This is a genomic window from Acidianus infernus (assembly GCF_009729545.1).
GTDB lineage: Archaea > Thermoproteota > Thermoprotei_A > Sulfolobales > Sulfolobaceae > Acidianus > Acidianus infernus.
Genome location: NZ_WFIY01000004.1, coordinates 1,626,983 through 1,651,471, shown reverse-complemented (window position 1 = coordinate 1,651,471; position 24,489 = coordinate 1,626,983). Strand labels below are relative to the sequence as shown.

28 protein-coding genes are annotated in these 24,489 nt (G+C 32.7%); 15 read left to right on the top strand and 13 right to left on the bottom strand.

What is annotated here, in order from left to right; all coding sequences use genetic code 11:
- Positions 1–41: 41 nt before the first annotated feature.
- Both D1867_RS09555 and D1867_RS09550 read left to right on the top strand, forming a co-directional pair.
- A complete protein-coding gene (locus D1867_RS09555) occupies positions 42–1,040 on the top strand; it encodes a DUF1152 domain-containing protein (protein WP_155863930.1) in 999 nt (332 codons plus the stop codon).
- A 15-nt stretch (positions 1,041–1,055) separates the two neighbouring features.
- Positions 1,056–1,595: a hypothetical protein gene (locus D1867_RS09550; RefSeq protein WP_338078025.1), complete on the top strand. Its 540-nt coding sequence runs from the start codon at positions 1,056–1,058 to the stop codon at positions 1,593–1,595.
- Here the strand turns inward: D1867_RS09550 and D1867_RS09545 are convergent.
- The 5 genes from D1867_RS09545 to D1867_RS09525 are packed head-to-tail and all read right to left on the bottom strand — an operon-like array spanning position 1,566 to position 5,697.
- The gene (locus D1867_RS09545) at positions 1,566–2,099 is read right to left on the bottom strand and encodes a KH domain-containing protein (RefSeq protein WP_155863928.1); all 534 of its coding nucleotides are present in this window, start codon (positions 2,097–2,099) and stop codon (positions 1,566–1,568) included. The genes D1867_RS09550 and D1867_RS09545 overlap by 30 nt on opposite strands.
- Positions 2,100–2,105: 6 nt before the next feature.
- Positions 2,106–2,855 (bottom strand): serine protein kinase RIO, encoded by a 750-nt coding sequence (locus tag D1867_RS09540; RefSeq protein ID WP_155863927.1) that lies wholly within the window; start codon positions 2,853–2,855, stop codon positions 2,106–2,108.
- Between the two features lie 2 nt (positions 2,856–2,857).
- Complete coding sequence (locus D1867_RS09535; RefSeq protein ID WP_155863926.1) at positions 2,858–3,178, bottom strand: translation initiation factor aIF-1A; 321 nt, start codon at positions 3,176–3,178, stop codon at positions 2,858–2,860.
- A gap of 43 nt (positions 3,179–3,221) precedes the next feature.
- Positions 3,222–4,409, bottom strand: a complete 1,188-nt coding sequence (locus tag D1867_RS09530; protein ID WP_155863925.1) for a thiolase family protein — start codon at positions 4,407–4,409, stop codon at positions 3,222–3,224.
- A gap of 34 nt (positions 4,410–4,443) precedes the next feature.
- Complete coding sequence (locus D1867_RS09525; RefSeq protein ID WP_155863924.1) at positions 4,444–5,697, bottom strand: tRNA (N(6)-L-threonylcarbamoyladenosine(37)-C(2))-methylthiotransferase; 1,254 nt, start codon at positions 5,695–5,697, stop codon at positions 4,444–4,446.
- A 48-nt stretch (positions 5,698–5,745) separates the two neighbouring features.
- On the opposite strand from D1867_RS09525, the gene D1867_RS09520 reads away from it, so the two are divergent.
- From D1867_RS09520 to D1867_RS09490, 7 genes are read left to right on the top strand one after another with little or no spacing between them, the layout of a single operon-like run.
- Positions 5,746–6,156: a translation initiation factor IF-2 subunit beta gene (locus D1867_RS09520; protein WP_155863923.1), complete on the top strand. Its 411-nt coding sequence runs from the start codon at positions 5,746–5,748 to the stop codon at positions 6,154–6,156.
- Positions 6,157–6,160: 4 nt separating this feature from the next.
- Positions 6,161–6,457 (top strand): DUF424 domain-containing protein, encoded by a 297-nt coding sequence (locus tag D1867_RS09515; protein WP_152942062.1) that lies wholly within the window; start codon positions 6,161–6,163, stop codon positions 6,455–6,457.
- A 6-nt stretch (positions 6,458–6,463) separates the two neighbouring features.
- On the top strand, positions 6,464–7,168 hold the full coding sequence (locus tag D1867_RS09510) for a 60S ribosomal export protein NMD3 (protein WP_155863922.1): 705 nt from the start codon (positions 6,464–6,466) through the stop codon (positions 7,166–7,168).
- A gap of 8 nt (positions 7,169–7,176) precedes the next feature.
- Positions 7,177–7,806 (top strand): ribonuclease HII, encoded by a 630-nt coding sequence (gene rnhB / locus D1867_RS09505; RefSeq protein ID WP_338078125.1) that lies wholly within the window; start codon positions 7,177–7,179, stop codon positions 7,804–7,806.
- The gene (locus D1867_RS09500; protein ID WP_155863920.1) at positions 7,796–8,860 is read left to right on the top strand and encodes a TGS domain-containing protein; all 1,065 of its coding nucleotides are present in this window, start codon (positions 7,796–7,798) and stop codon (positions 8,858–8,860) included. Before rnhB ends, D1867_RS09500 begins: the two co-directional genes overlap by 11 nt.
- Positions 8,861–8,901: 41 nt before the next feature.
- Positions 8,902–10,740 (top strand): type II secretion system F family protein, encoded by a 1,839-nt coding sequence (locus tag D1867_RS09495; RefSeq protein ID WP_155863919.1) that lies wholly within the window; start codon positions 8,902–8,904, stop codon positions 10,738–10,740.
- 35 nt (positions 10,741–10,775) lie between these two features.
- Positions 10,776–12,497, top strand: coding sequence for a type II/IV secretion system ATPase subunit (locus D1867_RS09490; RefSeq protein WP_155863918.1), 1,722 nt, complete (start codon positions 10,776–10,778; stop codon positions 12,495–12,497).
- On the opposite strand, the gene D1867_RS09485 is transcribed toward D1867_RS09490, so the two are convergent.
- The 5 genes from D1867_RS09485 to D1867_RS09465 are packed head-to-tail and all read right to left on the bottom strand — an operon-like array spanning position 12,484 to position 16,888.
- Positions 12,484–13,782 (bottom strand): glycosyltransferase family 2 protein, encoded by a 1,299-nt coding sequence (locus tag D1867_RS09485; RefSeq protein ID WP_155863917.1) that lies wholly within the window; start codon positions 13,780–13,782, stop codon positions 12,484–12,486. The genes D1867_RS09490 and D1867_RS09485 overlap by 14 nt on opposite strands.
- Complete coding sequence (gene ppa, locus D1867_RS09480) at positions 13,782–14,297, bottom strand: inorganic diphosphatase (protein WP_152942048.1); 516 nt, start codon at positions 14,295–14,297, stop codon at positions 13,782–13,784. The genes D1867_RS09485 and ppa overlap by 1 nt, the downstream gene beginning before the upstream one ends.
- A 15-nt stretch (positions 14,298–14,312) precedes the next feature.
- A complete protein-coding gene (locus tag D1867_RS09475; RefSeq protein ID WP_155863916.1) occupies positions 14,313–14,855 on the bottom strand; it encodes an HD domain-containing protein in 543 nt (180 codons plus the stop codon).
- 1 nt (position 14,856) lies between these two features.
- Entirely contained in the window at positions 14,857–16,200 is a 1,344-nt protein-coding gene (gene thiD, locus D1867_RS09470; RefSeq protein WP_155863915.1) for a bifunctional hydroxymethylpyrimidine kinase/phosphomethylpyrimidine kinase, read from the bottom strand.
- Complete coding sequence (locus D1867_RS09465) at positions 16,193–16,888, bottom strand: MoaD family protein (RefSeq protein ID WP_338078124.1); 696 nt, start codon at positions 16,886–16,888, stop codon at positions 16,193–16,195. Before D1867_RS09465 ends, thiD begins: the two co-directional genes overlap by 8 nt.
- 39 nt (positions 16,889–16,927) lie before the next feature.
- On the opposite strand from D1867_RS09465, the gene D1867_RS09460 reads away from it, so the two are divergent.
- Positions 16,928–17,410: a hypothetical protein gene (locus D1867_RS09460; RefSeq protein ID WP_155863913.1), complete on the top strand. Its 483-nt coding sequence runs from the start codon at positions 16,928–16,930 to the stop codon at positions 17,408–17,410.
- Here the strand turns inward: D1867_RS09460 and D1867_RS09455 are convergent.
- Complete coding sequence (locus tag D1867_RS09455; protein ID WP_338078024.1) at positions 17,397–19,667, bottom strand: FAD-binding protein; 2,271 nt, start codon at positions 19,665–19,667, stop codon at positions 17,397–17,399. The genes D1867_RS09460 and D1867_RS09455 overlap by 14 nt on opposite strands.
- 50 nt (positions 19,668–19,717) lie before the next feature.
- Here D1867_RS09455 and D1867_RS09450 point away from each other — a divergent pair, with 50 nt between their 5' ends.
- Together D1867_RS09450 and D1867_RS09445 are read left to right on the top strand one after the other, a co-directional pair.
- Positions 19,718–20,455, top strand: coding sequence for a pantoate kinase (locus tag D1867_RS09450; protein WP_155863911.1), 738 nt, complete (start codon positions 19,718–19,720; stop codon positions 20,453–20,455).
- Positions 20,410–21,213 (top strand): 4-phosphopantoate--beta-alanine ligase, encoded by an 804-nt coding sequence (locus D1867_RS09445; protein ID WP_155863910.1) that lies wholly within the window; start codon positions 20,410–20,412, stop codon positions 21,211–21,213. The genes D1867_RS09450 and D1867_RS09445 overlap by 46 nt, the downstream gene beginning before the upstream one ends.
- Here the strand turns inward: D1867_RS09445 and D1867_RS09440 are convergent.
- On the bottom strand, positions 21,164–21,802 hold the full coding sequence (locus tag D1867_RS09440) for a hypothetical protein (protein ID WP_155863909.1): 639 nt from the start codon (positions 21,800–21,802) through the stop codon (positions 21,164–21,166). The genes D1867_RS09445 and D1867_RS09440 overlap by 50 nt on opposite strands.
- A gap of 53 nt (positions 21,803–21,855) precedes the next feature.
- Here D1867_RS09440 and D1867_RS09435 point away from each other — a divergent pair, with 53 nt between their 5' ends.
- From D1867_RS09435 to D1867_RS09425, 3 genes are read left to right on the top strand one after another with little or no spacing between them, the layout of a single operon-like run.
- Positions 21,856–22,587 carry an ABC transporter ATP-binding protein gene (locus D1867_RS09435; RefSeq protein ID WP_155863908.1) on the top strand — a complete coding sequence of 244 codons (732 nt, stop codon included), beginning with the start codon at positions 21,856–21,858 and terminating at the stop codon, positions 22,585–22,587.
- On the top strand, positions 22,584–23,759 hold the full coding sequence (locus tag D1867_RS09430; RefSeq protein WP_170283911.1) for an ABC transporter permease: 1,176 nt from the start codon (positions 22,584–22,586) through the stop codon (positions 23,757–23,759). Before D1867_RS09435 ends, D1867_RS09430 begins: the two co-directional genes overlap by 4 nt.
- A 32-nt stretch (positions 23,760–23,791) precedes the next feature.
- On the top strand, positions 23,792–24,022 hold the full coding sequence (locus D1867_RS09425; protein WP_013776983.1) for an Lrp/AsnC ligand binding domain-containing protein: 231 nt from the start codon (positions 23,792–23,794) through the stop codon (positions 24,020–24,022).
- Positions 24,023–24,175: 153 nt separating this feature from the next.
- On the opposite strand, the gene D1867_RS09420 is transcribed toward D1867_RS09425, so the two are convergent.
- Positions 24,176–24,481: a hypothetical protein gene (locus tag D1867_RS09420; protein ID WP_338078123.1), complete on the bottom strand. Its 306-nt coding sequence runs from the start codon at positions 24,479–24,481 to the stop codon at positions 24,176–24,178.
- Positions 24,482–24,489: the final 8 nt, after the last annotated feature.

The window sequence follows — 24,489 nt, the reverse complement described above, 5'->3', positions numbered from 1 at the left end:
GTTGTAAAAAGTATAAAGTGCCAAAAAGTATTTTAAGTAATATGAAGGCTTTCATTTTTGGAATTGGTGGAGGCGGAGATGTTTTATCAGCTCTTTTGCCTTACGTGTATTACAAAAGGTTAGGTTATGAAGTCAAATTAGGGGCAGTAGTTTGGGAGAGATACGTAGAAGATCCATTACCTGGACCAATCTGTAAGGAAGACTTGGTTAATTTTGAAGAAATAAATGATTATGTTTACAAAGTATGCTCTAACTCTTATGCAATAAGGGGAGGTCTAAAAGTAGTACCTCAATTAATGAGAGTTTTAAAAGTAGTCAATGATTACGGCTTTGCAATATGTAATAAAGGCGGAGACATAGGAATGTCAGAAGCCTTAAACGACCTTATAGATAAAGAGAAATTTGACCTCGTTATAGGAGTCGATGCCGGAGGAGACGTTTTAGCTAATGGGGACGAAAAAGGATTAGGAAGTCCGTTAATAGACTCAATTTCCCTTGCGTCATTAGTTTCATTGAAAGTAAAATCAATTCTGGGAATTATTGGTGCTGGGAGTGATGGAGAGCTTGAGCACGAATACGTATTAAGAAGAATTTCTGAAGTTGCAAAAATTGGTGGACTACTGGATTCTAAAGGAATAGACAATGATGTTGCAAATTTAATGGGCGAGGCGTTAAAGATAGTAAACACTGAAGCTTCTAGAATACCTTTTGAAGCATTTAATGGCTTATACGGCGAAGTTAAAATAAGAAATGGAACTAGGAAAGTTTACGTTACTCCTGTATCATCCGTCATGTTTTTCTTAGATCCTAAGAAATTAGCCCAAATATCTGGAATTTATAAAATTGTTGCAGGATCAAGAAGTTTAGACGAGGCTAACGAAAAGTTTCATAGGCATGGAATATATACAGAGTATGATTTTGAAAAAGATTTATTTGAGAAATTTGGATTCAACTCCAGAAACGCTACGCATGATGAATTGCAAAAAATAAGGGAAGAGGGTATTTCAAGAGTAAAATCTGGAAATCTTTTTAATTCTTAACGTTATAAAATGCATGTGAATAGTTTAGAAGAGTTAATAAACGAGTACGGATTTACGGATGAAGAAATCAATTTTGCCCTTGAAAGAGCTAAGGGCATAATATTTGGTTTCGCAATGGAGTATAGGGCTAGGAAAGTTTTGGAAAATTATAATTTTACAAATATTAAATCTGTAAATCTTCCTACACATGACATTGAAGCAGAAAAAGATGGAGAAAAATATTATATTGAAGTAAAAGCCAGCAAGAAATCTCCAACTAAGGAATACAGCGCATATAAAATTGCAATGATTGCCCAATTACACGGAATTCATTTAACATTAGTTATGTTGCCCTCTCCCAGACTTTACCTTACAGAAGAAATTTTAAGCGAGCCTAAGAAAGTGCTCTTTGAATTCTTTAAAATGTTATTTAACAACGAAAATGATAAGTTAAAGGCATTCTTAGCAAATGATAAGAACAGGAAAATTGTAGAGTCATACAATAAAATTATAATTCACTACTTCCCTGAAATAAAAGATTTAACATCACTTGAGATTATAAGGCCTATTCTTTGAAAGGTAAACTAGTTCAGCCTCTGCCTTATCTAAGTACTTGTAAACCGTAGAATGCTCCTTACCTTCTATTAGCAATTCTATAGCTTTTCTTGCAATTTGTACTTGGTCATAAATTCCTATTATAGCCACGAAATGATCAGTTATCGATATTGAAACTCCAGTATACTCCTGGATTATTTTCTTTGCCTTACCATTTTCGCCTATTATTCTCCCTTTTATTCTCCTCAAAGTTTCTGGATTACTTCCAACCGATTGTTTTAAATCTATGACGTCAAGCATGTAATCGTCAGAAAGTAATTTTAACGATTCATCCACAGAAAATCCTAAGCCTATTGCCCTTATGACGGATATTACTTTCATTGCCTCATAAGGGTTTTGCGAGGAGTCTACGTTAAAGGTCTTAGTGTTCTCATCGTACGTAATTTCTACTCCACTTAACTCTTTCAATTTTGGTATAAGAGACTTTACTATATTTATTTTCTCATCTGGTACGCTAATGAACATTGCTACTCATTTAGTTATATTTAATCTCTTTAAAATATCTTCAGTTGGGTAAACTTCAATACCCTTGGAGGAGAAAAACCTGTTCACGTTCTCAATATCCCTAATTAGTAGATCAGTGGCGTTTTCACTCTCTATGGAAATTGCTTGACTTACATCAATTATGTAAACTTTATCCCATACCATTATGTTATACTCGCTTAAATCTCCATGAACCAATTTTGCTTTATTAACCATAATTTCCAACTGGTTAATAACTTCGTCATATAGATCTTTAGTTATCTCCTCTTCTGGAAGCTCTTTTAAAAGAGGGGCTCTCTTTCCGTTTTCTCCAATAAAATCCATAACTAGAATATTTTCTTCAACTAGAATTGGTTTAGGTACATTTACTCCTGCTTCGTACATTATGCTTAAATTCTTGAATTCCTTCCTAGCCCAAGTAATTATAAGCTTTCTTGTATTTGTAGCTTTTATATCTTCGAACCTTTTATCACCAAACGTATACTTTTGAATTGCTCTTTTTGAAGCCGAAGTGGAAACATAATAAATCTTTACCGCATAATATTTTCCATCCATCGTTTTTGCTGGATAAACTTTAGCCTCTTTTCCAGAGGAAATTGCTCCCAAATAATAATCAATATTAAGCTTACTTGCTATTTCCTCTAATAGCACGTAAGTTCTGGGACTTAAAGTAGAATCAACTACTTTAAAAAGATCCTCATCTTTTATTCTTTTTTCAACTTTTTTCTTCTCAAACAATTTTATCCTCTTAGCTGATCTAATATTTCTTTATCGACTATTCCTTCATCAATTAACTTCTTTATCTCATCATGCATATACTTATGGATGATATCTGCCTTATCTGGCTGGAAATCCCAAGGAGCAACTAATACAACGTCCCCTTCTTTTATCCAAGTTTTCTTTCTCATTCTACCCGGTATTCTTGCAGTTCTTTGCTTACCATCCACACAAAGAACAACTATATGCTCTGCCCCAAGCATTTTCTTAACTACGCAAATAACTTCTCCTTCTGCCGGTTTCATTACTTCTCTAACTGGTGCTTCTGGATCTTTTTTTGGCAACTATTTGACCACCTATATACTATTTTCTATTCATCTTAAAAAATTATAGAGGTCTTAAAAGTTCAATAGCCATTGCAGTAGAACCTCCAGTACCATGACAAATGCTAGCAATCCCTCTTTCTCCTTTCATTTTAGATAAAACGTTAATTAAGGTGGTTACAATTCTCGCTCCGCTAGCGCCAATTGGATGACCCAAAGCTATCGCTCCGCCAAAAACGTTAAGTTTATCATAAGGAATTCCTAAATATCTATTTGCTAAAACACTATTAACTGCAAAAGCTTCATTATTCTCAAAATAATCAAATTTAGATATATCCATATTTAATTTCTGTAAGAGTTTCTTAACTGCAAATATAGGAGCTTCTGTAAATCTCCAGCTTTCAATTCCAGCCCAAGAGAAGCCTAAAACTTTAGCTATGGGATCAATGCCTAATTCTTTTACTGCTTTTTCGCTCACTAAAACAAGCGCAGAAGCGCCATCAGATAATTGAGAAGAGTTACCTGCTGTATGAAAACCGTCTTTACTAAAGGCTGGCTTTAGTTTCGCCAATTTTTCTATTGAAGTATCAGCTCTTATGCCTTCATCTTTTGTTATCAACGTTCCATTAACTTCTACTGGAACTATTTCACTGGCAAACAAGCCTTTCTCCGTAGCTTCAGCTGCTCTCTTATGACTTTGATAAGCTACTTCATCTAACTCTTGTCTAGTAAAATTATGAGCTTTAGCTACCATATCAGCTTCTTCTCCCATTAGCTTCATATTAAATGGATCAGTTAAGCCATCCATTAACATTGTATCTACGAATTCCAACTGCTTGCCCATCAGCATTTTTACACCCCATCTAACGTGAGATCTTACTGCTAACGCGGCTTGGCTCATGCTTTCCATTCCTCCTGCTACTACAATATCAGCATCTCCGGTCTTTATCAATTCTACTGCATTAGTTATGCTCATCATCCCAGAAGAACAAACCATATCAACAGAATATCCGTCAATCTCATATGGAATTCCAGCCTTAACTGCAGCTTGTCTTGCCAAGTCTTGACCAAAGGCGGCTCTTAATATATTACCCATAATTACTATATCAACTCTTTTAGGATCAACATTTGCCCTCTTTAATGCCTCTTTTATCGCTATAGCACCTAAATCTACTGGACTAATATCCTTAAATACTCCTCCAAATTTTCCTATTGGAGTCCTAACGGCTGAGGCAATATAAACTTCTGTCATAACATTATATCAGTATTAAAACAATTTAAATTTTTTAAACAACGGCACCTCTTAGGTCAAAGAACGAGTAGTCTGTAATCTCTACATCATACCATTTACCTATTTCTACTCCATTTAAAATTACTGGTATATAATTGAGAGTTCTGCCAATTATTGACCCTTTTTTGCCTTTTTCAGTAGTAATTACTTTTGTTCTCTTATTTAAATACTCTTTATGTATTGAGAGAGAGATATCTTCATATAACTTATATGCAATTTTCATTCTCTCTTTCTTAACAGCGTCTGGAACTTGCTTCATTAATGCGCTTCTAGTATTAGGTCTTATGGAATACATTGCTAAATGAACTCTTTCAAATTTTATTTCTTTCATAAGTTCTAAAGTGTTTTCAAAGGCATTCTCATCTTCTCCTGGATGGCCTATAATTATATCTGTAGTAATGTTAATATTGGGTATTTTACTCCTAGCTTCCTTAACAAGCTCCTTATATTCGTCCACTGTATATTTTCTATTCATTAACTTAAGCACATTATCGTCTCCGCTTTGAACTGGTAAATGCAAAAATTTAAACAGCTTAGGATCTCTCATAGCTTCAAGTATCCCATCGATATCCCTTGCAAATTGCTCTGGGGTCATCATGCCTATTCTTATCATGAAATCACCTTCAATGCTCAGAACCTCGTTAAGTAAATCTGAAAGCTTAATTTTACCGCCAAGATCTAATCCGTAAGCTGCTGCATCTTGTCCAGTTAATTCTATCTCAACTGCGCCATTCTTTACAGCTTCTTTAACTGCTTCAACTATACTTCTCATCGAATAACTTCTTAACGTCCTCCTAGCTAGTTTAGTAATGCAAAAACTGCAATCTCCTGCACAACCGTCTGCTATTGGTATTATTGCTATTTTACCTTCGAAAACTCTTGGAGTTATCTCACTTCTTTCAGCATTTATTGAAAATACCTTTTCTCCTTCAACTGCATCAACTATTTTTGTGAGAGCTTGAGGACCTATTATTGAAGCTTCTGGAGCTAACGTTTTTACTACTCCAGGTTCTGCACCAGAAAAACAACCTGCTACTACAAGTTTTTTACCAAATTTTCTTAGTTCTTTTATTCTAGATTTCATTCTTTCCCCAGTCTCAAGCCTAACGTCACATGTATTTAGCACTATTACGTCAGCCTCGTTAGGATTATTAACTATTTCGTGGTTTCTCTGTTTTAGCAAAGTCATCATTATGTAAGTATCCCCCTTATTTAACGCACAACCGTAAGTTTCGAAGTATACCTTCATCTCAACACATATATAAACCTCTATTGCTTTTATAGTCTTTGTGGGAAAATGGAAGATTATGAATATCTCTTAGATAGAGTTTACTCTAAGTTGCCTAAGAAATCTCAAGTAAGTGAAACACAGACATTACCTTCTCTCATAATTTTTAACGTTGGAAATTCTACAATCATAAAGAATTTTAGCGAATATTGTGACAGAATACGTAGAGAAGATAAACTTTGCATGAGGTATTTACTCAAAGAGTTGGCCGCAGCAGGTTCAATAAATGAATCTGGACAATTATATATTCAAGGAAAATTCTCGTCATCAGTAATAAATACGTTAATGGAAAGGTTCTTAAAGACTTATGTTCAGTGTAGTACCTGTAAGAGCTTGGATACCGTTCTAGTTAAAGAAGGTAAAATATGGTATATACAGTGCCTAGCCTGCGGTGCAAAGAATCCAGTGAAACCACTGTGAGACTATGAAAGTAATCCTAAACGTAATTAGACAAAACGAGCATGTATTTGTTAATGTATGCGAAAAAGAATTACTTGGAAAAGAATTTAAGAATGATAAAGTTATACTTAATGTAAACAAGGAATTCTATGGAGGAGATGAAGTAGATATGGAATACGCTTTTTCATTATTTAATGAAGCAACTGTTGTTAGCATAGTAGGAAATTATCTAGTAGAAGAGGCAATAAGAAGAGGATATGTCCATAAGAATGCTATACTTGAAGTTGCGGGAGTTAAATTTGCGCAAGTTTATAATTTGTGACCTAAAATGCCTAAAAAATTCTGCATAGTTTGTGGTAGGGAAGACGTTGAGCTCATAGATAGAATGTGCCCTTCTTGTTATATTAAAACTAAGAGATTAGTAGAATTTCCACCAGTAATCTTAGGTAAAATATGTAAAATATGTAATGCTGAGTGGATAGACGGTAAGTGGGTAAGATTGGCAGAAACTGAATATGACGCAGTAAGAGACGTAGTATTAAGATACTTAGCTAAGGAAATGATAATCGATAGAAATGTAAAGGATTATAGAATAGATATGATTAAAAAATGGAAGGAGAGAGGTGGAAGGAGCTTTGCTGAGATTGTAGCCGAAGGAAAAGTTGGTAATCAAGCATTCAGATTGAAGAAAAAAGTAGAGTTAAGGTTAACGTACTCCATTTGTGACGATTGTTTAAAAAGAAAATCTGGATATTATGAAGCTATTATCCAGCTCAGAGGAAGAAAAGAATTCTCTGAAGAGAAAAGAGCATTATTTGAATCATTTTTTACAAACGAAATTGTGCATTCTATATCAGACGTTAAAATAAGTAAGGATGGAATAGATTATTATTTCATAAATAAGACTGCAGCAAAGAGACTAGTTTCTACTATAACATCCATAGTTAACGCAGAAATTACAGAAAGCTATGAAAATGAAACAATTAAAAATGGTAAAAGGGAGGCAAAACTTGTCATTTCGGTAAGAATTTAAAGCTAGGTATAGACGAAGCAGGAAGAGGTTGCATAATAGGTCCCATGGTTATAGCAGGGGTTATAATAGACGAGAAAATTGAAGGAATACTGAAAGAAGTTGGAGTTAAGGATAGTAAAATGTTAAGTAGAGAAAAGAGGGAGAAACTATATGATATAATATCAGAGTTTGCAGAAGCCTACATCGTAAATAAAGCGTACCCTAATGAAATAGACTCTAATAACCTTAATGAACTTACTTATACGAAAGTAATTCAAATAATCTATGCTTCATTACCATTACGTCCTAAAATAGTAACCATAGATAAAGTAGGTAATGAAGATATCGTAATAATGAAGATTAGAGAACTTGGTCTAAAGGATAACGTGGTATTCAATGCTGATGTAAAATATATAGAAGCTAGCGCAGCAAGTATAATCGCTAAAGTAACTAGGGATAGGATAATAGATTCATTAAAAAAGATTTATGGTGATTTTGGTAGTGGATATCCTTCTGATCCTAAAACTAGGAAATGGATTATTGAAATGTACGAAAAAGATAAAAATAATCCTCCTCCCATAATAAGAAGGACGTGGAAAACTTTACTTAAGATAGCTCCAAATTATTATATTAATAAGGGTGGGCTTTATGGTTACTAACCTTCCTGCTGAAGCTAAGGCTAAATGGCTAAAAGTAATGGATGCTAAAACGCCAGAAGAGAAGATTAAGGCTATACAAGACTTTCTAAGCTCTGTTCCTAAGCACAAAGGTACAGAAAACTTAGTGTATTGGGCCCGAAGAAGATTAGCCGAACTTAGAGAAGAATCTGAAAGACAGAGAAAGAAAAAGTCTGGTAGTTTTTCCTTTTTTGTAGAAAAAGAAGGAGCTGGACAAATTATCGTCCTAGGAAGAGAAGAATTAAAGAATCCATTAGTTAGGAAAATAACAAATGTAAAGCAAGATCCAAAGGATTTTCCTATCCCGGCAATGACTTACTACGAAGATGTAGGTATTCAGTTAGTTAATCCACCTCCAGTAATCTTGGACTCAAAGCTCATTGTGAGCAAAATAATTGGATTAATAAGAAACACTGACGGTCTCTTGTTTGTAGTAGAAGATAAAAACGAGTTCTTAAAATTTAAAGAATTCCTAGAAAGTAATAATATAATTCTAGGAAAACCTAAAGGAAAAGTAATAATTGAAAAATTAAGAAGTGGCAAAGAGGGTATAAGAATAATACTTCTAGGAAAACTTGTAAACACTGACGAGAACGAAATAAGGAAATATTTGCAAGACTTTGGTTTAAAGTCCGCAATAGTTAAAATAATAGGAGAGGTTAGCCTAGATGATGTGGAAAAATCAATATTTGAGACTATAACCTACAAACCTGCAGTAGTAGTCTCGTTAAACCCATTCGATTATCCTGGAATACCAGTAATAACTAAAATTGATAATCTTCCTAAGTATTTATTTGATAGTCTCGATATAATTAGAGTTTACACTAAGGAACCGGGAGAGGAACCTAGTAAAGATCCTCTTATTCTTAAACGGGGTTCAACAGTACTAGATGTTGCTAAAAAACTTCACTCGTCCCTATATGAGAATTTCAAGTATGCAAGAATTTGGGGTAAATCTGCTAAGTTTCCAGGGCAAAAGGTAGGGGAAGATCACGTTTTAGAAGATAAAGATATAGTAGAAATTCACACAAAATAGGAAATGTAAAGATTTAAATTCTGACATTTCAATTTATTAATATGGCAGTTGGGCTTAAAAAGAAGAATAATGACGCAATTACATTGCCCAAACAATATCAACTACCTATTTATGCATCATTAGTAAAGCTAGGGATAGTAAAATCTATGGCAAAATCTTATGAACAAAAATTACTAATGTCTGGAAGTAGTGAAGATCCGCAACTATTTGCAGCAAAAATTTTCTTTTATTTACTCTTATCTTCAGTGCTTTCTGTAGTTTTAATAGGATTTGGATTATTCATCATCATAAAATTTTATTTAGTGTTTAGATTAGCTAAATACTTAGCATTATCTTTTATGATGATAATTTTTGGTCTTATAATCCCTCCAGTTACTTATCTGGCTAATATAGCAACATTATCTCAAAAGATAGAATCAAGAAGAATAGGGGTTGATGCAGAGCTTTCTGCTTTTACATCCGTTTTCACAATATTTTTAAGATCTGGTTTAACTCCTAGGCTAATGTTTGATAAGCTTTCTTCTTCATCAGCGTTTCATTATATAAATAGCATAACTCTATATGTAAGCAAAAGAATTAGATATTTAGGAGAAAGCGTAGAAGACGCAATGTTACACGCGTCACAAATCTCTCCTTCTAAGCTTTTAAAGGATTTCTTCTTGGCATACGTAACTGCTGTAAGAACTGGAGCTCCAGTTATTAATACAATTGAGGCAAAAGCAAAAGACATCTTAGATCAACTGCAATTAAGAGCATCAATAGCAGCGGATAGATTATCTGGTATTGCGGAATCATATGTAATTTGGTTATCTTCAGGATATATAATGTTCTTCCTAATGATGGTTCTAGAAGCTATTTTTCCAGTAGGAGGAACTTCGATAATACCAATACTAGGTGCAATAGCTGTTACTGTAATACCTTTAGTTAATATTATATTTATCTACGGTGTAGAACAAACTCAGTTAAGATTTCCAGAAAAGAAGCTGAATTATAATCTATTCGTTATATTTCTAACAATAGGAATGATAGTAATGTTTGTATTATTAGTTTTAGAAAAACAAATATTTTACTTCCTTACACTATCTGGCGGAACAGATAATATTACTCCAACAGTAATCGCAATGACCATAGGTTTATTAATAGCCTCCGTTCCTCCTGCAATAATTCTAACTAAGGAACTAAAAGAGGGTACTGGCTATGATCCTTACGTTGTAGGTTTTATGAGAGCCATAGCTGAAGGATTGAGAGCAGGTTTACCTCCAGAGACAATTATCAAAAATATCAAGGATTCGAAAGAAATGGGAAAATTTGGGAAAGTCTTGAATGAAATTTATGCTTATATTACTTTAGGTTATCCATTAAAAGATGCATTTAGAAAAGGAGCAGAAAGAATAATGGATTTCACTTCTAAGATATCTTTAGTTTCGCTGGCAGATATGATGGAAATTGGTAGCATGACTCCAGAAACTATAGAAAGTATAGCAAGACAAATAGAGTCGCAAATAAAAATTAAAAGAGATTACGAAAGCAAAGTGAAAATTTTACTAGTAACTCCATATATGGGGGTTATACTTTCTCTTATAGCTTCAGTACTTTTAGGATCAGCAATTCTTAGTCTCTTATTAGGACAAAAAATCAGTTATGCAGTAGGGCCTCTTATTGAAGCGTCAGTCTTACTACCAAGAGCAATATACATAACAGCAATTTCTAGCATATTTAATTCTTTTATGGCGGGCTTATTGGTAGGAAAACTTGGATCTGGAAAAATAGCCACTGGTTTAATTCATTCTGCAATACTAGTTATTATTACTGCAGTAATGCTGTTAGTTTTATTACATGTGCACTTTGCCTTCTATAAACCTTCAACCCCTACTATATAAAAATTTAAATATGGAAAATACAATATGTTTTTTTAATGAAGTTTAGTTTTCCCAAACTATCTTTTAAGAATAATCAGAATAAAATTACGGTTATAAAGAAAATTGACTTACCTGCTCCTTTGATGCCTATTTCTGCTCAACCAGAGGAGTTAACGGAAATTATATCAGATTATGAAATTAATCTACTTAATATTATTCCTAATGACATAAAAAAGACAATAAATGATGCAAATATTGAACTTAGTATTGCTAATCCACACGTTTTTATAACATATGACCAAGAAAAAGGAATATACAAGTATGTGCTTTTAGAGCCTCCGATGGATTACCCTGCATTTGATATTTATACATTTTTAATTTCAGAAATAGAAAGAAGATTAGTAGAAGAATCTTCTACTATCGATTTAGGAGGAATATTATTAGCTTCTGCAGCAAAAAGACCGGATCTAAAAATAATTCAAGGTGAGAGAGCGGGTTTAAAATTACTTAGTACTAGAGCTAAGGTTGCATTATATTACTTGCTTAGAAATATGTTCGGTTATAATGTTTTAACTCCGCTCCTTGGAGATTTTAGAATAGAAGACATATCTTGTAGTGGATTAGATTTACCTGTTTTCGTTTATCATAGAGAATTTGAATATATTCCAACTAACATAACTTTCCAGGAAAAAATGAAAGTTCTGGATATGGAAGTTGATGGAAAAGAATTATTAGACGAAATGGTATTAAGACTAGTTTCTATATCAGGGAAAACCATTTCGATTGCCGATCCAATTTCAGACGGCATTTTACCTAAAGGAGACAGAATTGCCGCAACTTTTAGATCAGAAGTTAGTGCTAGAGGTTCCTCATTCGTAATAAGAAGATTTAGCGAGAGACCTATTACAATTCTTGATTTAATAAATTCTGGAGTTATTTCACCAGATGTAGCAGCATATTTATGGTATGCAATAGACATGAGAATGTCATTCATGGTAATAGGAGTTACCGGTGCAGGAAAAACTACAGTAATGTCTTCTATATTAAATCTAGCTAAAGACTCGATGAAAATTGTATCAATAGAAGATATACCAGAAATCAGGCTAGCTCAAGATAACTGGGTACAATTATATGCAAGAGCAGCATACGGAGGAAGCGGAAAAGAAATCTCATTAATGGACTTGTTAAAACTTTCTTTAAGGTATAGGCCGGATATTATAGTTGTAGGAGAAATCAGAGGAGCAGAAGCTTACGTGTTATTTCAAGCTTTATCCACCGGACATGGAGGTGCAACAACATTTCACGCATATGACACAGATTCAGCAATAAAGAGGTTAATGAATGCTCCATTAAATATTCCACAAGAATGGATACCAATGATGAATATAGTTATTAACGTTAGGAGATTACCTGTTTATGTAGGAGATAAAATTTTACTTAAGAGAAGAGTTGTTGGAGTTGACGAAATAGTAAACTGGAACGACTTTAGGAGAGTAGTAAACTGGGATGCTAAATCAGATACTCATATTTTAGATATAGAAAATGCAAAGGTTATGAGGAGTAGATTAGAGGAGTCCGGAAGAACACTACAAGAATTAAAAGAAGAATTAGAGAGAAGAGCTCTCTACTTGAAAATGCTAGCTTCTGCTAGGGATATAGTTCAAGATCCAGAGAGTTATAAATTAGTAAAGAAATATATAATTAAATATAGCATAAGGCCAGAAGAGGCATTAGCAGAAGTTAGTAGAATTGCGTCTGTTAAGCCTACTGTACAATAGCTATACTTAAGAATAGAGAAAATAGAATTAGAGACTCAAATATTAATCCTTTTGATAACTCTAAGAATGATATGATAAATAACAGAATTCCGAAGATTCTAATGCATATAGGTAATTCGTCTTTGCTTTTATTCGTTTTTGGAGTAACTCTCCATTTAGTTCCTATATGCAAAAAACCTTGTATAAATCCGAGTAGTGAAGACCATAAAACTACTGAAGAGATCTTATGCAGATTGTAAGAATTTACCTTAAAATTTATTGAATAGACTAGTATAGAAATGAAATAAATTAGTATAGAAATGAAATAAAAGTAAGGTGAAATACTAACTATAAATCCCAAGGCTGAGATCAACATTAGGAAAAATATGAATACAGAATAAATTCCCCACTGAATAACATATAAAAATCCCTCTAATCCTCTTAACCCTTTTCTCAATAGTAATAAACCTTCAAAAAATAATTCTCCAGAGCCATAGGCCCACCTCTTTATTTGAAAATAAAGATCAGATAAAGTAAATGGAGAAAGAGTATATACCACTATATTGTTTATAAATTTCACTTTTACATTAGATAGTGCAAGTCTAATCCCCATTTCTAAGTCTTCAGTGATAGCTCCATCTTTCCACCCTCCTATTCTTTCAAATATTCGTCTTTTTATAGCAAAGGCTGAACCATTAGGAAATATTATAAAGTTCTTTCTATCCCGTGCAAGAAATAGTGCATTCATGGAATGCTCTGTCATTTGATAATAAGCGTTTTCTACGCAATTTCCCTTATTCCTTACTCTTAATCTCATTGCTATTGCATCAAATTGAGTTAAATATTTTGAAATCCTAATAAGAAAGTCATTTTCGACTCTTGCTTCAACGTCTAAAAATACTAAATATTCTCCGGAACTTATATTTACTCCGTAATTCAATGCACCGGCTTTTCTTCCTTTATTCTCACTTCTTCTAATAATTTTTACATTTTCTGGTATTTTGCTTATATTAGATAATATTTCTCTAAACTTCTCTGGTGGATCGTCCGATATTATTATAACTTCATAGTTATCATAATCTATATTTCGCAAATTTTGTATTAATTCGTTAATTGTATCAGCTTCTTCATTCCTTATTGCTATAATAATTGAGATTTTATGTTTATTTTGAGATTGAAGATCAATTCTATTTTCTATTCCTTCTCCCTTAATGGATTTAATATAATACACTTGTAGAAATAACCACGACGACGAGAGTAAGCTCGAAAAAACAAGAAGAAACCCTAAAAAAATCGATACTTGCATTATTTATGATTCCTCTCTATTGCCTTCTTAATTTCCTCCTTAGCTTCTTGTGCAGTACCCCAACCCGAAATCTTAACCCATTTACCTGGTTCTAACTCTTTATAATGCTCAAAGAAGTGGACTAGTTTATTTTTTATTGCATCCGGAATATCTGTAACATCTTTTATGTTAGAAAAAGTAGGATCTACTTTGTCCTTTGGAACGGCGATTATCTTTTTATCAACACCTTCTTCATCAGTCATATAAATTAAACCAACTGGCCTAGCTTCCACTACTGTCCCTGGGTTGAATGGATAATTACTTATAACCAATATATCAAGTGGGTCTCCGTCTTCACTCATTGTTCCAGGTATAAATCCGTAATTAAATGGATAGAACATTGAAGTGTATAATATTCTATCGACCTTTAGCACTTCCTCTTCCTCATCATACTCATATTTTATATTAGAACCCATAGGTATTTCTATAAAAGCATTTACTAATTCTGGAGCTTTAGAACCTGGAGTTACTTTCATAAGTATGTTAAATACTCATTCTTTAAATGCTTTACTTCTTATAACATTCTCTATAAAATCCTTTATTAGCGAGATGGGATAGGCAGAAATCATATTCTCTATTTCTGGTAGATAGCTTTCCGCTATTTCTTTAACTTCATAGCCTTGCTTCATATATCTTTCGCTCTGTAAGTAAGTTGACAGTCTATCGGAAATTTTAGCAATTTTTGACTCTATTGTTTTCTGCTCTTTAAATTCTACAAATAGTTCCTTACCAAATCCAAATTCATCAAAAGCTTCCTTTTCTGCATCCTTCTTATTTATTCTTTCAGTTGTCCATTTAGGCAAATCTCCTAATATACTCTCTCCAGCGTCGTGAAATAAAGCCAATACTGCTGCATGATCAGGATTTATATTTATACCTTTTTCATTCAATTTTCTCGCTAAATAATATGCTATTACTGCTGCCTCAAAACTATGGTCAGCAACAGTTTCACCTATAGCTGGAGGAATACCTTTTTGCATCCATCCAGTTCTTACAAGATTTTTTGACGCGACAATCATTCTTTCTAAATCCATGCTAAAGACTTTTGCATACTAACCTTAAAGATTCTATCATTTCATCAGCACTATTTGTCCAAAATCTTATCATAGCCTCTTTTCCTTTCATGCCTTTATCGAAGATAACATTAGGCAGATTATTCTTTATTCCGTATTGTGTTTTTATATATTCTATTATCCATTGCATGGTTTTGCCTTCTCCGAGCTGAGGTTCTAATTCTCTGTTAATCTCAATAATCTCGTATCCCAAGGATTTAAATGCAGACAAAATTTTCTCATCATATCTAATATTTATCAAAGTGTTTCCAATTCTGTAATTGAGTATTATAGCTAATAAAAGTCTTGCAGTATGAGTCGGATTACCGAAAACTGCAGGATATCCTACTATGACTTTTCTATCCCATCGTCTAATTATTCTCCCTCTAAATGTGGCTATATCATTTAAATCTTCTACATATTGAGGCGAAATACTATGTGCGACATTAGATTGAACTTCTGGTATTAATTTCCAGAATTTTTCTTCGTTTTCTATAAAATCACCAATTTTCGTCATATCTTCAATAACTTGATATTTCTGCGATTTTTTCTCGTTATATACTAGCGGATCAATAGGACCTATGCCATGTCCTATTTCTAGGCCATAATCAATTGCATCTTGCAAAATTTTTCTGGCTTCTCTAAAAGCATTAATTACTTCTTCTCCTTTAGCAATTTTACCAGCTATTACTGATGCAAAAACGCTTCCTGTTCCATGAGTGTCCTTCTTGTTTAACCTAGGATAGCCTATCTCATAAAATTCTTTACCATCAAATAATATATCAAAACTATATTCGCCTTTCATATGACCTCCTTTTATTATTACAAAAGGAACTCCGTATTCTTCGTAAAGTTTTTTTATAGCTTCTTCGGCGTCCTTTATTGTATCTATTTTAATTCCAGAAAGTATCGATGCTTCTACTGCATTAGGAGTTATAATTGTCGATATTTTCAAAATCAATTTCTTATACTCATCAACATCATTAATTAGTTGAGTTCCGTCCTTTGCATAAATTACTGGATCGGTAATAATTTTATATCCAGATAATTCCTCGTTTACCACCTTAAATTGATCCTTATTATAAATCATTCCTATTTTTACTGACTTGATATCAAAATCATTCTTAATGACTTTTATTTGCTTTCTTAAGAAATCGGGTTTCATAACTTCTATGTCCGAAATTCCTTTTGTATTCTGTGCAGTTATGGCAGTTATTGCCATGACTCCATGAACGCCAAGCATTTCAAAGACTCTTATATCAGTTTCTGCTCCAGCTCCATTTCCAGTGTCTATACCAGCTACTGTTAAAGCTACATTCTTAATCATTTATTCTCTTCACCCTAGTATTTCCGGCAACTACCCAAAATTCTCCATCATCTCTTATCTCTAATTTCCAGATACCAGTAGTATTTTTTACGAGTTCTACTGCTTCTTCTACCGCCCTTATTGTATCTTTTCTACCACGTCCCATGCACATAATTAGTAAAACATCGTCTCCAGGTTTCATATTTGATATAACATGAATAATCTTAATTTTTACTATATCATGATATTTTTTCATAAGTTCATCTTCTATTTCCTTTAATCGTCTAATTGTGTAATCTTCATACGCTTCATATCTTAATTCATAAACTCTATGGCCATCAACCAAGCCTTTAACAAAACCCAGATATACTACTAGCGAACCCGCTTCAGGAGGAGCATTTTCCCTAAACTTCCTAATTTCTTCTAATAGATCAAATTTGTTTTTAACCAACTCTCCGCCTGCAGGTGGTGGAAATATTGCTACTTCGTCTCCATCCGCTATTATATTTGAAATTTTTCCATTAACCAAAATTGTGACCTTAACACCATTTATTCCATTCTTTAGTATTTCTTCCATTTTTCTACCATATTTCTCAGATAAAAATTTAATGACGCAATCTACTGTATTACAATTAAGATCTAGAGTTTCCTCATCTTTCCCCGTTATATCTTTAATAAACGCAAAGTACTTTATTTTTATCATTTTTATTTACCTCTCTAACATTCATATTTCTCTTAAAAATTATAAATGTCGTCAAGAGAACTTCAAGAGGATAAATGGCCAGGAAAGTTCGAAATAACAGACGATGATATTAAAGAAGTTGAGGATTTTATGCTCAAAATAATAAATGGGGATTCGTATTATGAGGATCGTAATAACAATAATGAAAACTTACATACGTTAACTTATAATGTAAAGGAACAATTTAAGAAATCATTAACTGATGAAATTCTAGATAAAGGATACGTAATAATGAATAATCAAAATATTTCAATTAATGCACATCCCAATTTAGTAAAGATACCTTTTGATGACGAAAGATCTATAGTAACATTTAAGGATACAATTGAGCTGCTATTATCATTATTTTCTATATATAAGGAAGAAGAAAATATAGAAGATAAAATTCCTAAAAGATTAGTACCTCTATTTATTCTTCTTAAAAGATCTGGACTAATATATTTTGACTGGAAAGACAAAAAATATAAGCTGACAACTAACTATAGATGACTTCTTGTATAATATCTTCTAGTACTCTATCTACAATTACTTTCTTTATCACTTCTTCTAACGCTTTTTTATAATCTTCCGACTCTATGATTTTCTTAGCTTCGTATTCCAGTCTAGGAGAATTAGATATCTTTACTATTAAATCGCTAACAAGCTCAGTAAAATTATATGAATTAACTATATCTACAACTTTCCTAATTTTATCCTCCATTAGTAATTTATTTTCAGATAAAGTTTTCAAAGAATTTACAAGTTCCTTATTTTCTGATAATGATGAGACTAAAAGAGAAGAAAACCTTTTTCTAATTATAGGTATTATCAGAAGTATAAAGTAATTCTTACCACCCATAATCCAATTTATTGTCTTATCAGCGATATCGTCAACAGACGCTAAAACGCCATTCTTCAAAGATGAAATTACATAATCAGTAAATAATTGATCGGAAAATTCGAAGATGGTTTTATCCTCCGCCTTTAAATTCTCCCCTTTTTTAAATAGAGAATATACGGATTGGGTAGAAAATTTCCACGTTGAGAATGGACAAATTGTTATTATATTCTTTTTAAATAAAGGTAGTTGAGCACCCTTATACGACGTAAATAATAAGCCAGCGCATTCATGTTCTTCACCTTCAAAACCTAATTTCTTTGCCCAACAACCTAGATACACTTTCTCTTTAACGTAAGGCTTAATGACCTCATATGCCAAAATTCCTTTCTCACCAGATAAAGAATTATAAACATACAAACCTTCCGGGCAAAGAAAATACACCTTTTGTGCACCTAGCTTATTTTTTATGTCAACAATTTTAGAAACGTCACTCTTAGCTCCTTCTATATCGCCTGTTATATATTTGTCAAAACCGCAGCATTCATTATCAAGAAGCTTTACTCTAGGAGAGAAATCTTTCAATTCCTCTCCTTTCTCTAAAAGAAAATTCATAAAGCCTTCTAAACCTAAAGGATCATATTTTGCTGCACAGCCTACAAACAATAAGTATACTGGATAACTCTTATATTTGGAATCAAGTCGAGCCTCTAACTCCTTTAATCTACTCGGTACTCTATCTATAGGTATAGAAATCTTATCTTTATACCTGCTTAATTGTGGTAAAACCTCAGTTAGTTCAGAAATCTTAATTCCTACAGGACAATAATCATCTTCGTTCTTACATCCAAAGCAATATTCAAAATCCGTAACTCCTGTTAATAGTCTATTTATTTTTCCTACTGGTGAGTAAATAATATTTTTAGTAGTGTTATATGCTAGGCATTTATCAAGACATAGCCCGCAATTAACGCATTGTACGGCATCCAAATATTGCGACTTGATTTTTTCCAAGTTTTTTGGAACTTTTATCTCTTTTTTATATTTTGATAAGATAAACTTATGAATCTCCTTATATTCTTGTAACGAAGGAAAAGGGTATACGGAAGGATTCTTCTTCAAAAAATCAAATAATTTATCTAAATTATCTCTCTTTATATTACCACATATTACATAAAATTTTGAAGGAGAATTATAATTAATTATATACCCTAACTTGCTTTCAATGGGAGATTGGATCAATATAGAATACTCAGAGGCCCTTAAGCAGACTGGAATATAGTCTCTTTTTAAGATAGATTTAACACCGCTATATATATCATTAATTACCTTTTCTAAAGATACTACTTTACCTTTTCCCGTGACAGAAGAATAAAAAGATGGAACGTAATATTTGACAATATTTTCTGTTGGAAAAATTACAGCTGACCAGGCAAAAGGACTTTCTTGATCTAATTCTATTAACTCAGAATAATTAACTAAACCAACTACTGCAGTATCCTTATCTTTTAGCTCATAAACTGGAATTTTATACTTTACAAAACCATATTTATAACTTCCAAATCCAGACCCATTAGTAGATATAAATCCGCCTATAGTCCCTTTCAAATAAAGGGGAAATATAGCTGGAAATAAATTTTCTAACTTCAATCTTTCTATTAATTCTTCAAAGGTGAGTCCAGCTGGAACTTCAGCATAAGTCATCCCGTATTTTTTTCCTATTATCTTATAATAAGATCCATCAGGTAATTTAGTTGCAGCTTTTATTGGTTTTGGATTTAGGTAGCTCAAAATCTCTCCAGACATTGAAGTCAAATTACCAACTACAACTTCTTTTTCATCTGTAGTCATAAATTTTTTCAATGATGAGATATCAAATGTAATAATTGCTCGACTAAATATTGATGAATCTAATAGCAATTTTATCACCTATACTTACTAATCAAAGATATATATTACTTATTCCAAAAAAGTCCAATATGCTAGAAGTTATGGTTCCATTAAGTATTTCTGGAGTATGGTATCCAGTTTTTTCAAATAATCCAGATAAATCTGGATCTATAGGCTTAACCATGGTACTCGAACCTTATTCTAGAGTAGAAATAAAGAGAGGGAATGCAGAAATTATACTTAATGGGAAAAAGATTGACTTCCCGAACTTAGATTTTCTTAAGAATAATCTAGGAAATTTACATTTAGAAATCAAATCAGAGGTTCCTTTAGGCTTTGGATATGGATTAAGTGGAAGCATAAGTCTAGCTTATGCTTTAGGAGCCTCAGAAATTTTTGGCATTATAGAAAGAGAAGCAATAAAAATAGCTCATGAAAGCGAAGTAATAAATAAAAACGGCCTAGGAGACGTAATTTCACAATATGTTGGAGGAGGTTTAGTTTACAGAAAGACTCCTGGTATTTATGGTGAAGTTGAAACAATAAAAATAGATTGGAGACCAGTGTGCAGCAAGCCTCTAGAAAAATTACCTACTACCTCATTACTTAAAAATTCAGAAAGTGCGCTATTTTATATTCAACAATTCCTTAAAGAGAGAACAATAGACAAGTTCTTTGAAGTAGCAAGAAAATTTACTGAAGAATTAGGGTTTCATTCTCCTTATAAAAAATCATTTAGAAAGAAAGGTATAATAGTTAGACTTGACGAGTGTGAAGAAGGATGGACAATACACAAGCCCGCAATGAAAGGGGCATACGTAATTTAATACCCCTTAATCATCCAAGAAGAGAATCTCTTCTAGTTAGGGAAAAATTAGTGGAAGCACTTGAAAATGACATACTTGTACCTCAAGGATTAATTGCTCATGGGAGAGGAGAATGCTTCGATTACCTAATAGGGGAGAAAACACAAGTTTTCGCTGAAAACGCGATAAACGCCGCAGCGGCTACTCTTTTACTAGCTAAATACCCAGTTATTTCAGTTAATGGAAATATGGCAGCTCTCGTAGCTAAGGATATTGTAGATCTGTCAAATGAGATAAATTGTAAAATTGAGATAAATTTGTTTTATAGAGATGAAAAAAGAGTAAAGGCGATAAAGAAAGCTCTAGAGAATGCTGGAGCTAAAGAAGTATTAGGAGATGACGATTTAACGACTATTCCAGAGCTTTTTAGTGAGAGAAGAAAAGTCAGCAAGAAAGGAATTTATATAGCAGACGTAGTACTCTTGGGTTTAGAGGATGGAGATAGAACTGAAGCATTAGTAAGAATGAATAAGAAGGTTATAGCAATAGATCTAAATCCTTTATCAAGAACTTCAATGGCCGCTTCTATTACTATTGTTGATAATATTACTAGAGCTATTCCACTTTTAGTAAAGAAAGTAAAGGAACTTAGGTCTAAAGATAAGGTAGAATTAGAAGAGATTGTTAAGAATTTCGATAATAAGAAGAACTTAGCAGAGGCAATTAAATTCATTTCAAGTAGGCTTGAGGCTCTTTCTGAGGATCTACTAGGTCATTAACCCTATTTTGTACATAGTTTTTACCAATTTTCATTGATACTTTAGTAGCTAAAGCCAATATAGTCTTAATCTTTTCTGCAATATCGTAAGTTTCCTCATACATTGAAGCTTTCCTATATACTTCCATAACGTAATTTAATTCATCAAAGGCAATTTTTTTAAATAATGCCCTATCAACTTCAGATAAAACTGGTTTATTAAGCATAAATCTTAATTTTCTTTCTAACTCTGCCAAATTTAAGCTATTTGCTTGAATTTTGATTAACTGAATCTCTGGGTCCTCTATTTCGTCTCCTATAGCTTCTTTCACTTCCTCAATGTTAATAAACCTCCACCAATGCTGATTTGCTGATTTATAGGTAGTTTCAATTATACCATAATCTCTTTCTAAAGCTCGTAATATCATTTTAGGATCTTTATCTAATCCTACTTCTTGCAACTTCTCTACAAGAGTTTTATAATCAAAATCCCCAAGCTCTTTTTTATCATTACTTTCGGCAATAGATATAGCAGCCTTTAGAATGAGTTTGCATCTCTCTCCGAACCTCAATAAAGCTTCAGTAGTTCTGTCTCTTACTCCTCCAATCATTCATTGATATTCGGTAAAGAAATATATTATCAGTTTAGAAGAATGTAAACAGTATGACGATGGAAGAAATAGCAGTAAGTGTTACTAACCTTAGGAAGAGTTTTGGCAATAAAGAGATTCTTAAAGGATTAACGTTCAGAGTGCCTAAAAATATTATATTTGGGATAATTGGACCGAATGGTGCAGGAAAAACTACAACATTAAGAGTATTAGCAGGAATAATAAGGCATTACCAAGGAGAAGTTAATATATTAGGATTGCCCCCAACAAAAGCTAGAGAAAAAGGTTACATTTCATATATGCCAGAAGACGCATTTCCTTATGATAGATTAACAGGCTTAGAGAATCTAGAATTTTATGCTAAGATTTATGCCAAAAATAAAGATGAATTTGAAGAATTCCTAGAAAAAGGAATACAAATTGCTGATTTAGGAGATAGAATTTATGATAAAACTCAGGAGTATAGTAGAGGAATGAAAAGGAGACTAATGATAGCCAGAACATTAATGGTCATGCCAAAAGTAGCTATTTTAGATGAACCAACTTCAGCCTTAGACGTAGAATCGTCAGTAAAGATTAGAAAATTAATAAGAGAAATGAAAGGGGAAACAACTATAATACTTTCGTCACATAATATGCTAGAAGTAGAGTACCTTTGCGACGAGATAGTATTGCTTAATCATGGGGAAATAATAGCCAGTGGAACTCCAAAGGAGATTGTAAATAAACTTGGAGTAAAAAATCTAGAGGAAGCTTTCCTTGTAGCAACGGGTGGTAAAATTTGATGAAAGATTTAATAAAAAAGGAATGGACTGATGTAAAGAGAGATAGGAAACTTCTACTTGGCTCTATACTATTGCCCTTAATATTATTACCTTTAATTGGAGTAATTCTATTTGCAGCAATAGTTTCCCAACCGCCTATTATAGATATAATAAACGATAATTACGATAATATAAAATATGTAAAGGAATTATGTAGTTATATCCAAAGTAATGGTGGAATAGTCTACATAAATTCTACGCAACCTGCAGATGTAGAAGTTATATTTCCATCCTGCTTTTATGAAAATATATCAAACATAAATAGAACAGCCATAGTTTATATATCGTACGTAATATCTTCGAGGTCATCTGCCTTACAACTTGTTGAGAATGGGTTATATAATATTCTATATAATACTTCAATTCAGAGAATAAAGTACCTAGAGAATATATCTCATACTGAAGTATCCCCTTCAATAATTAGAGATCCTTTAGAAGTTGCACTACTTTATAAATTGCCTACTGGCGAGCAGGCATCTTACCAACAAAGTCAATTCTCTCAACTAGCAAGAATAGTTGCAATTATTTTATTCCCTGCTGCTACACCGGTAATATTCTTTGTTAGCGATAGTATTATGGGCGAAAAAGAGAGAAAAACTCTAGAGTCTCTTCTTGCATCACCCATTTCTTCTAGAGCCTTTATTTTCTCAAAACTAATAATCTCAATAATATTAGGCTTAATATCGTCTATAGGGGATTTAATAGGTTTAGTTGTATTCTCTCTATTTGCTCCCTATATAATAGGGGAAAGTATAACTTTTAGTGCAACTTTTGCTATCCTAGTGATAATAGTCTATCTTACTATGATATTACTTACAGCTTCAATGAGCATTATAGTGCTTTTATTACTAGGCGGGTCGAGTAGGAACGTCCAAATTATAAACTTTATAATAACTAGCTTTGGAATGATAGCCTCGTTCTCTTCATTATTCTTAAACTTTGGAGACTTATCTTATCCTTTATCATTAATTCTTGGAATTCCTTACGTTCAATTAGTTGCCTCAATAATGTTCTATGTATTTGGTTTGATAGAAGAATCCATATTCTCTATATCAATAACATTGCTAGCATCAATATTCTTATTATTACTAGCATCCAGATTTCTTGACTCTGAAAGGCTATTATTAAAATAAGATTTTTTATTATCGCTTACTAAATATATATTATGGGAAATGTAAAAGCATATATTTTATTAATAACAAGTATAGGAAAAGAATTGGATGTAGTAAATGACGTTAAAAAACTAAACGGAGTAAAAGATGCTACGCCAGTATATGGAGAATATGATGTTGTAGTAGAAGTAGAAGCACCTGACTTAAATGAATTAAATAAGACAATTAACCAAATACGAAGAAATTCTTCCATAATTAGAACAGTAACGTTAATTTCGATGTAATTTTCAGTTTTTTAGTTTTTCTTCATTCTTCAGTTCGTCCCTGCTACATCACAAAATAAGTATAAAGGGGGACCCATCCATGTTCATAAGTCCCCGGTACACGAGGACATTATCCCATGGACCCTTCTCAATATGATAAATGTAAGATAAGCTTTAATTATTTTCCTCTCTTTCCTTAAGTTCAACTTCCTCTTCTCCAATATCTTCGTCTTCTATGTTCTTTAATTTTCTCACAAGTTCTCCAACTATTGCATCAAGCTGTGCCACTTTAGCTTCAAGAAATGCTATATTTTCCTCGCACTCAGTATTTTTCTCTACATTTTCTCCTTCTTCCTCCTTCTCCATACCTTGTCTAATGTAAAACTTTACTAAATCAGTTATCTGTATTCCCATATCTTCAGCTCTCTTTCTAAGCTCTTCGTACATTCCTTCTGGAATCGATAAATGTATAGTTGGCACTGTACTTT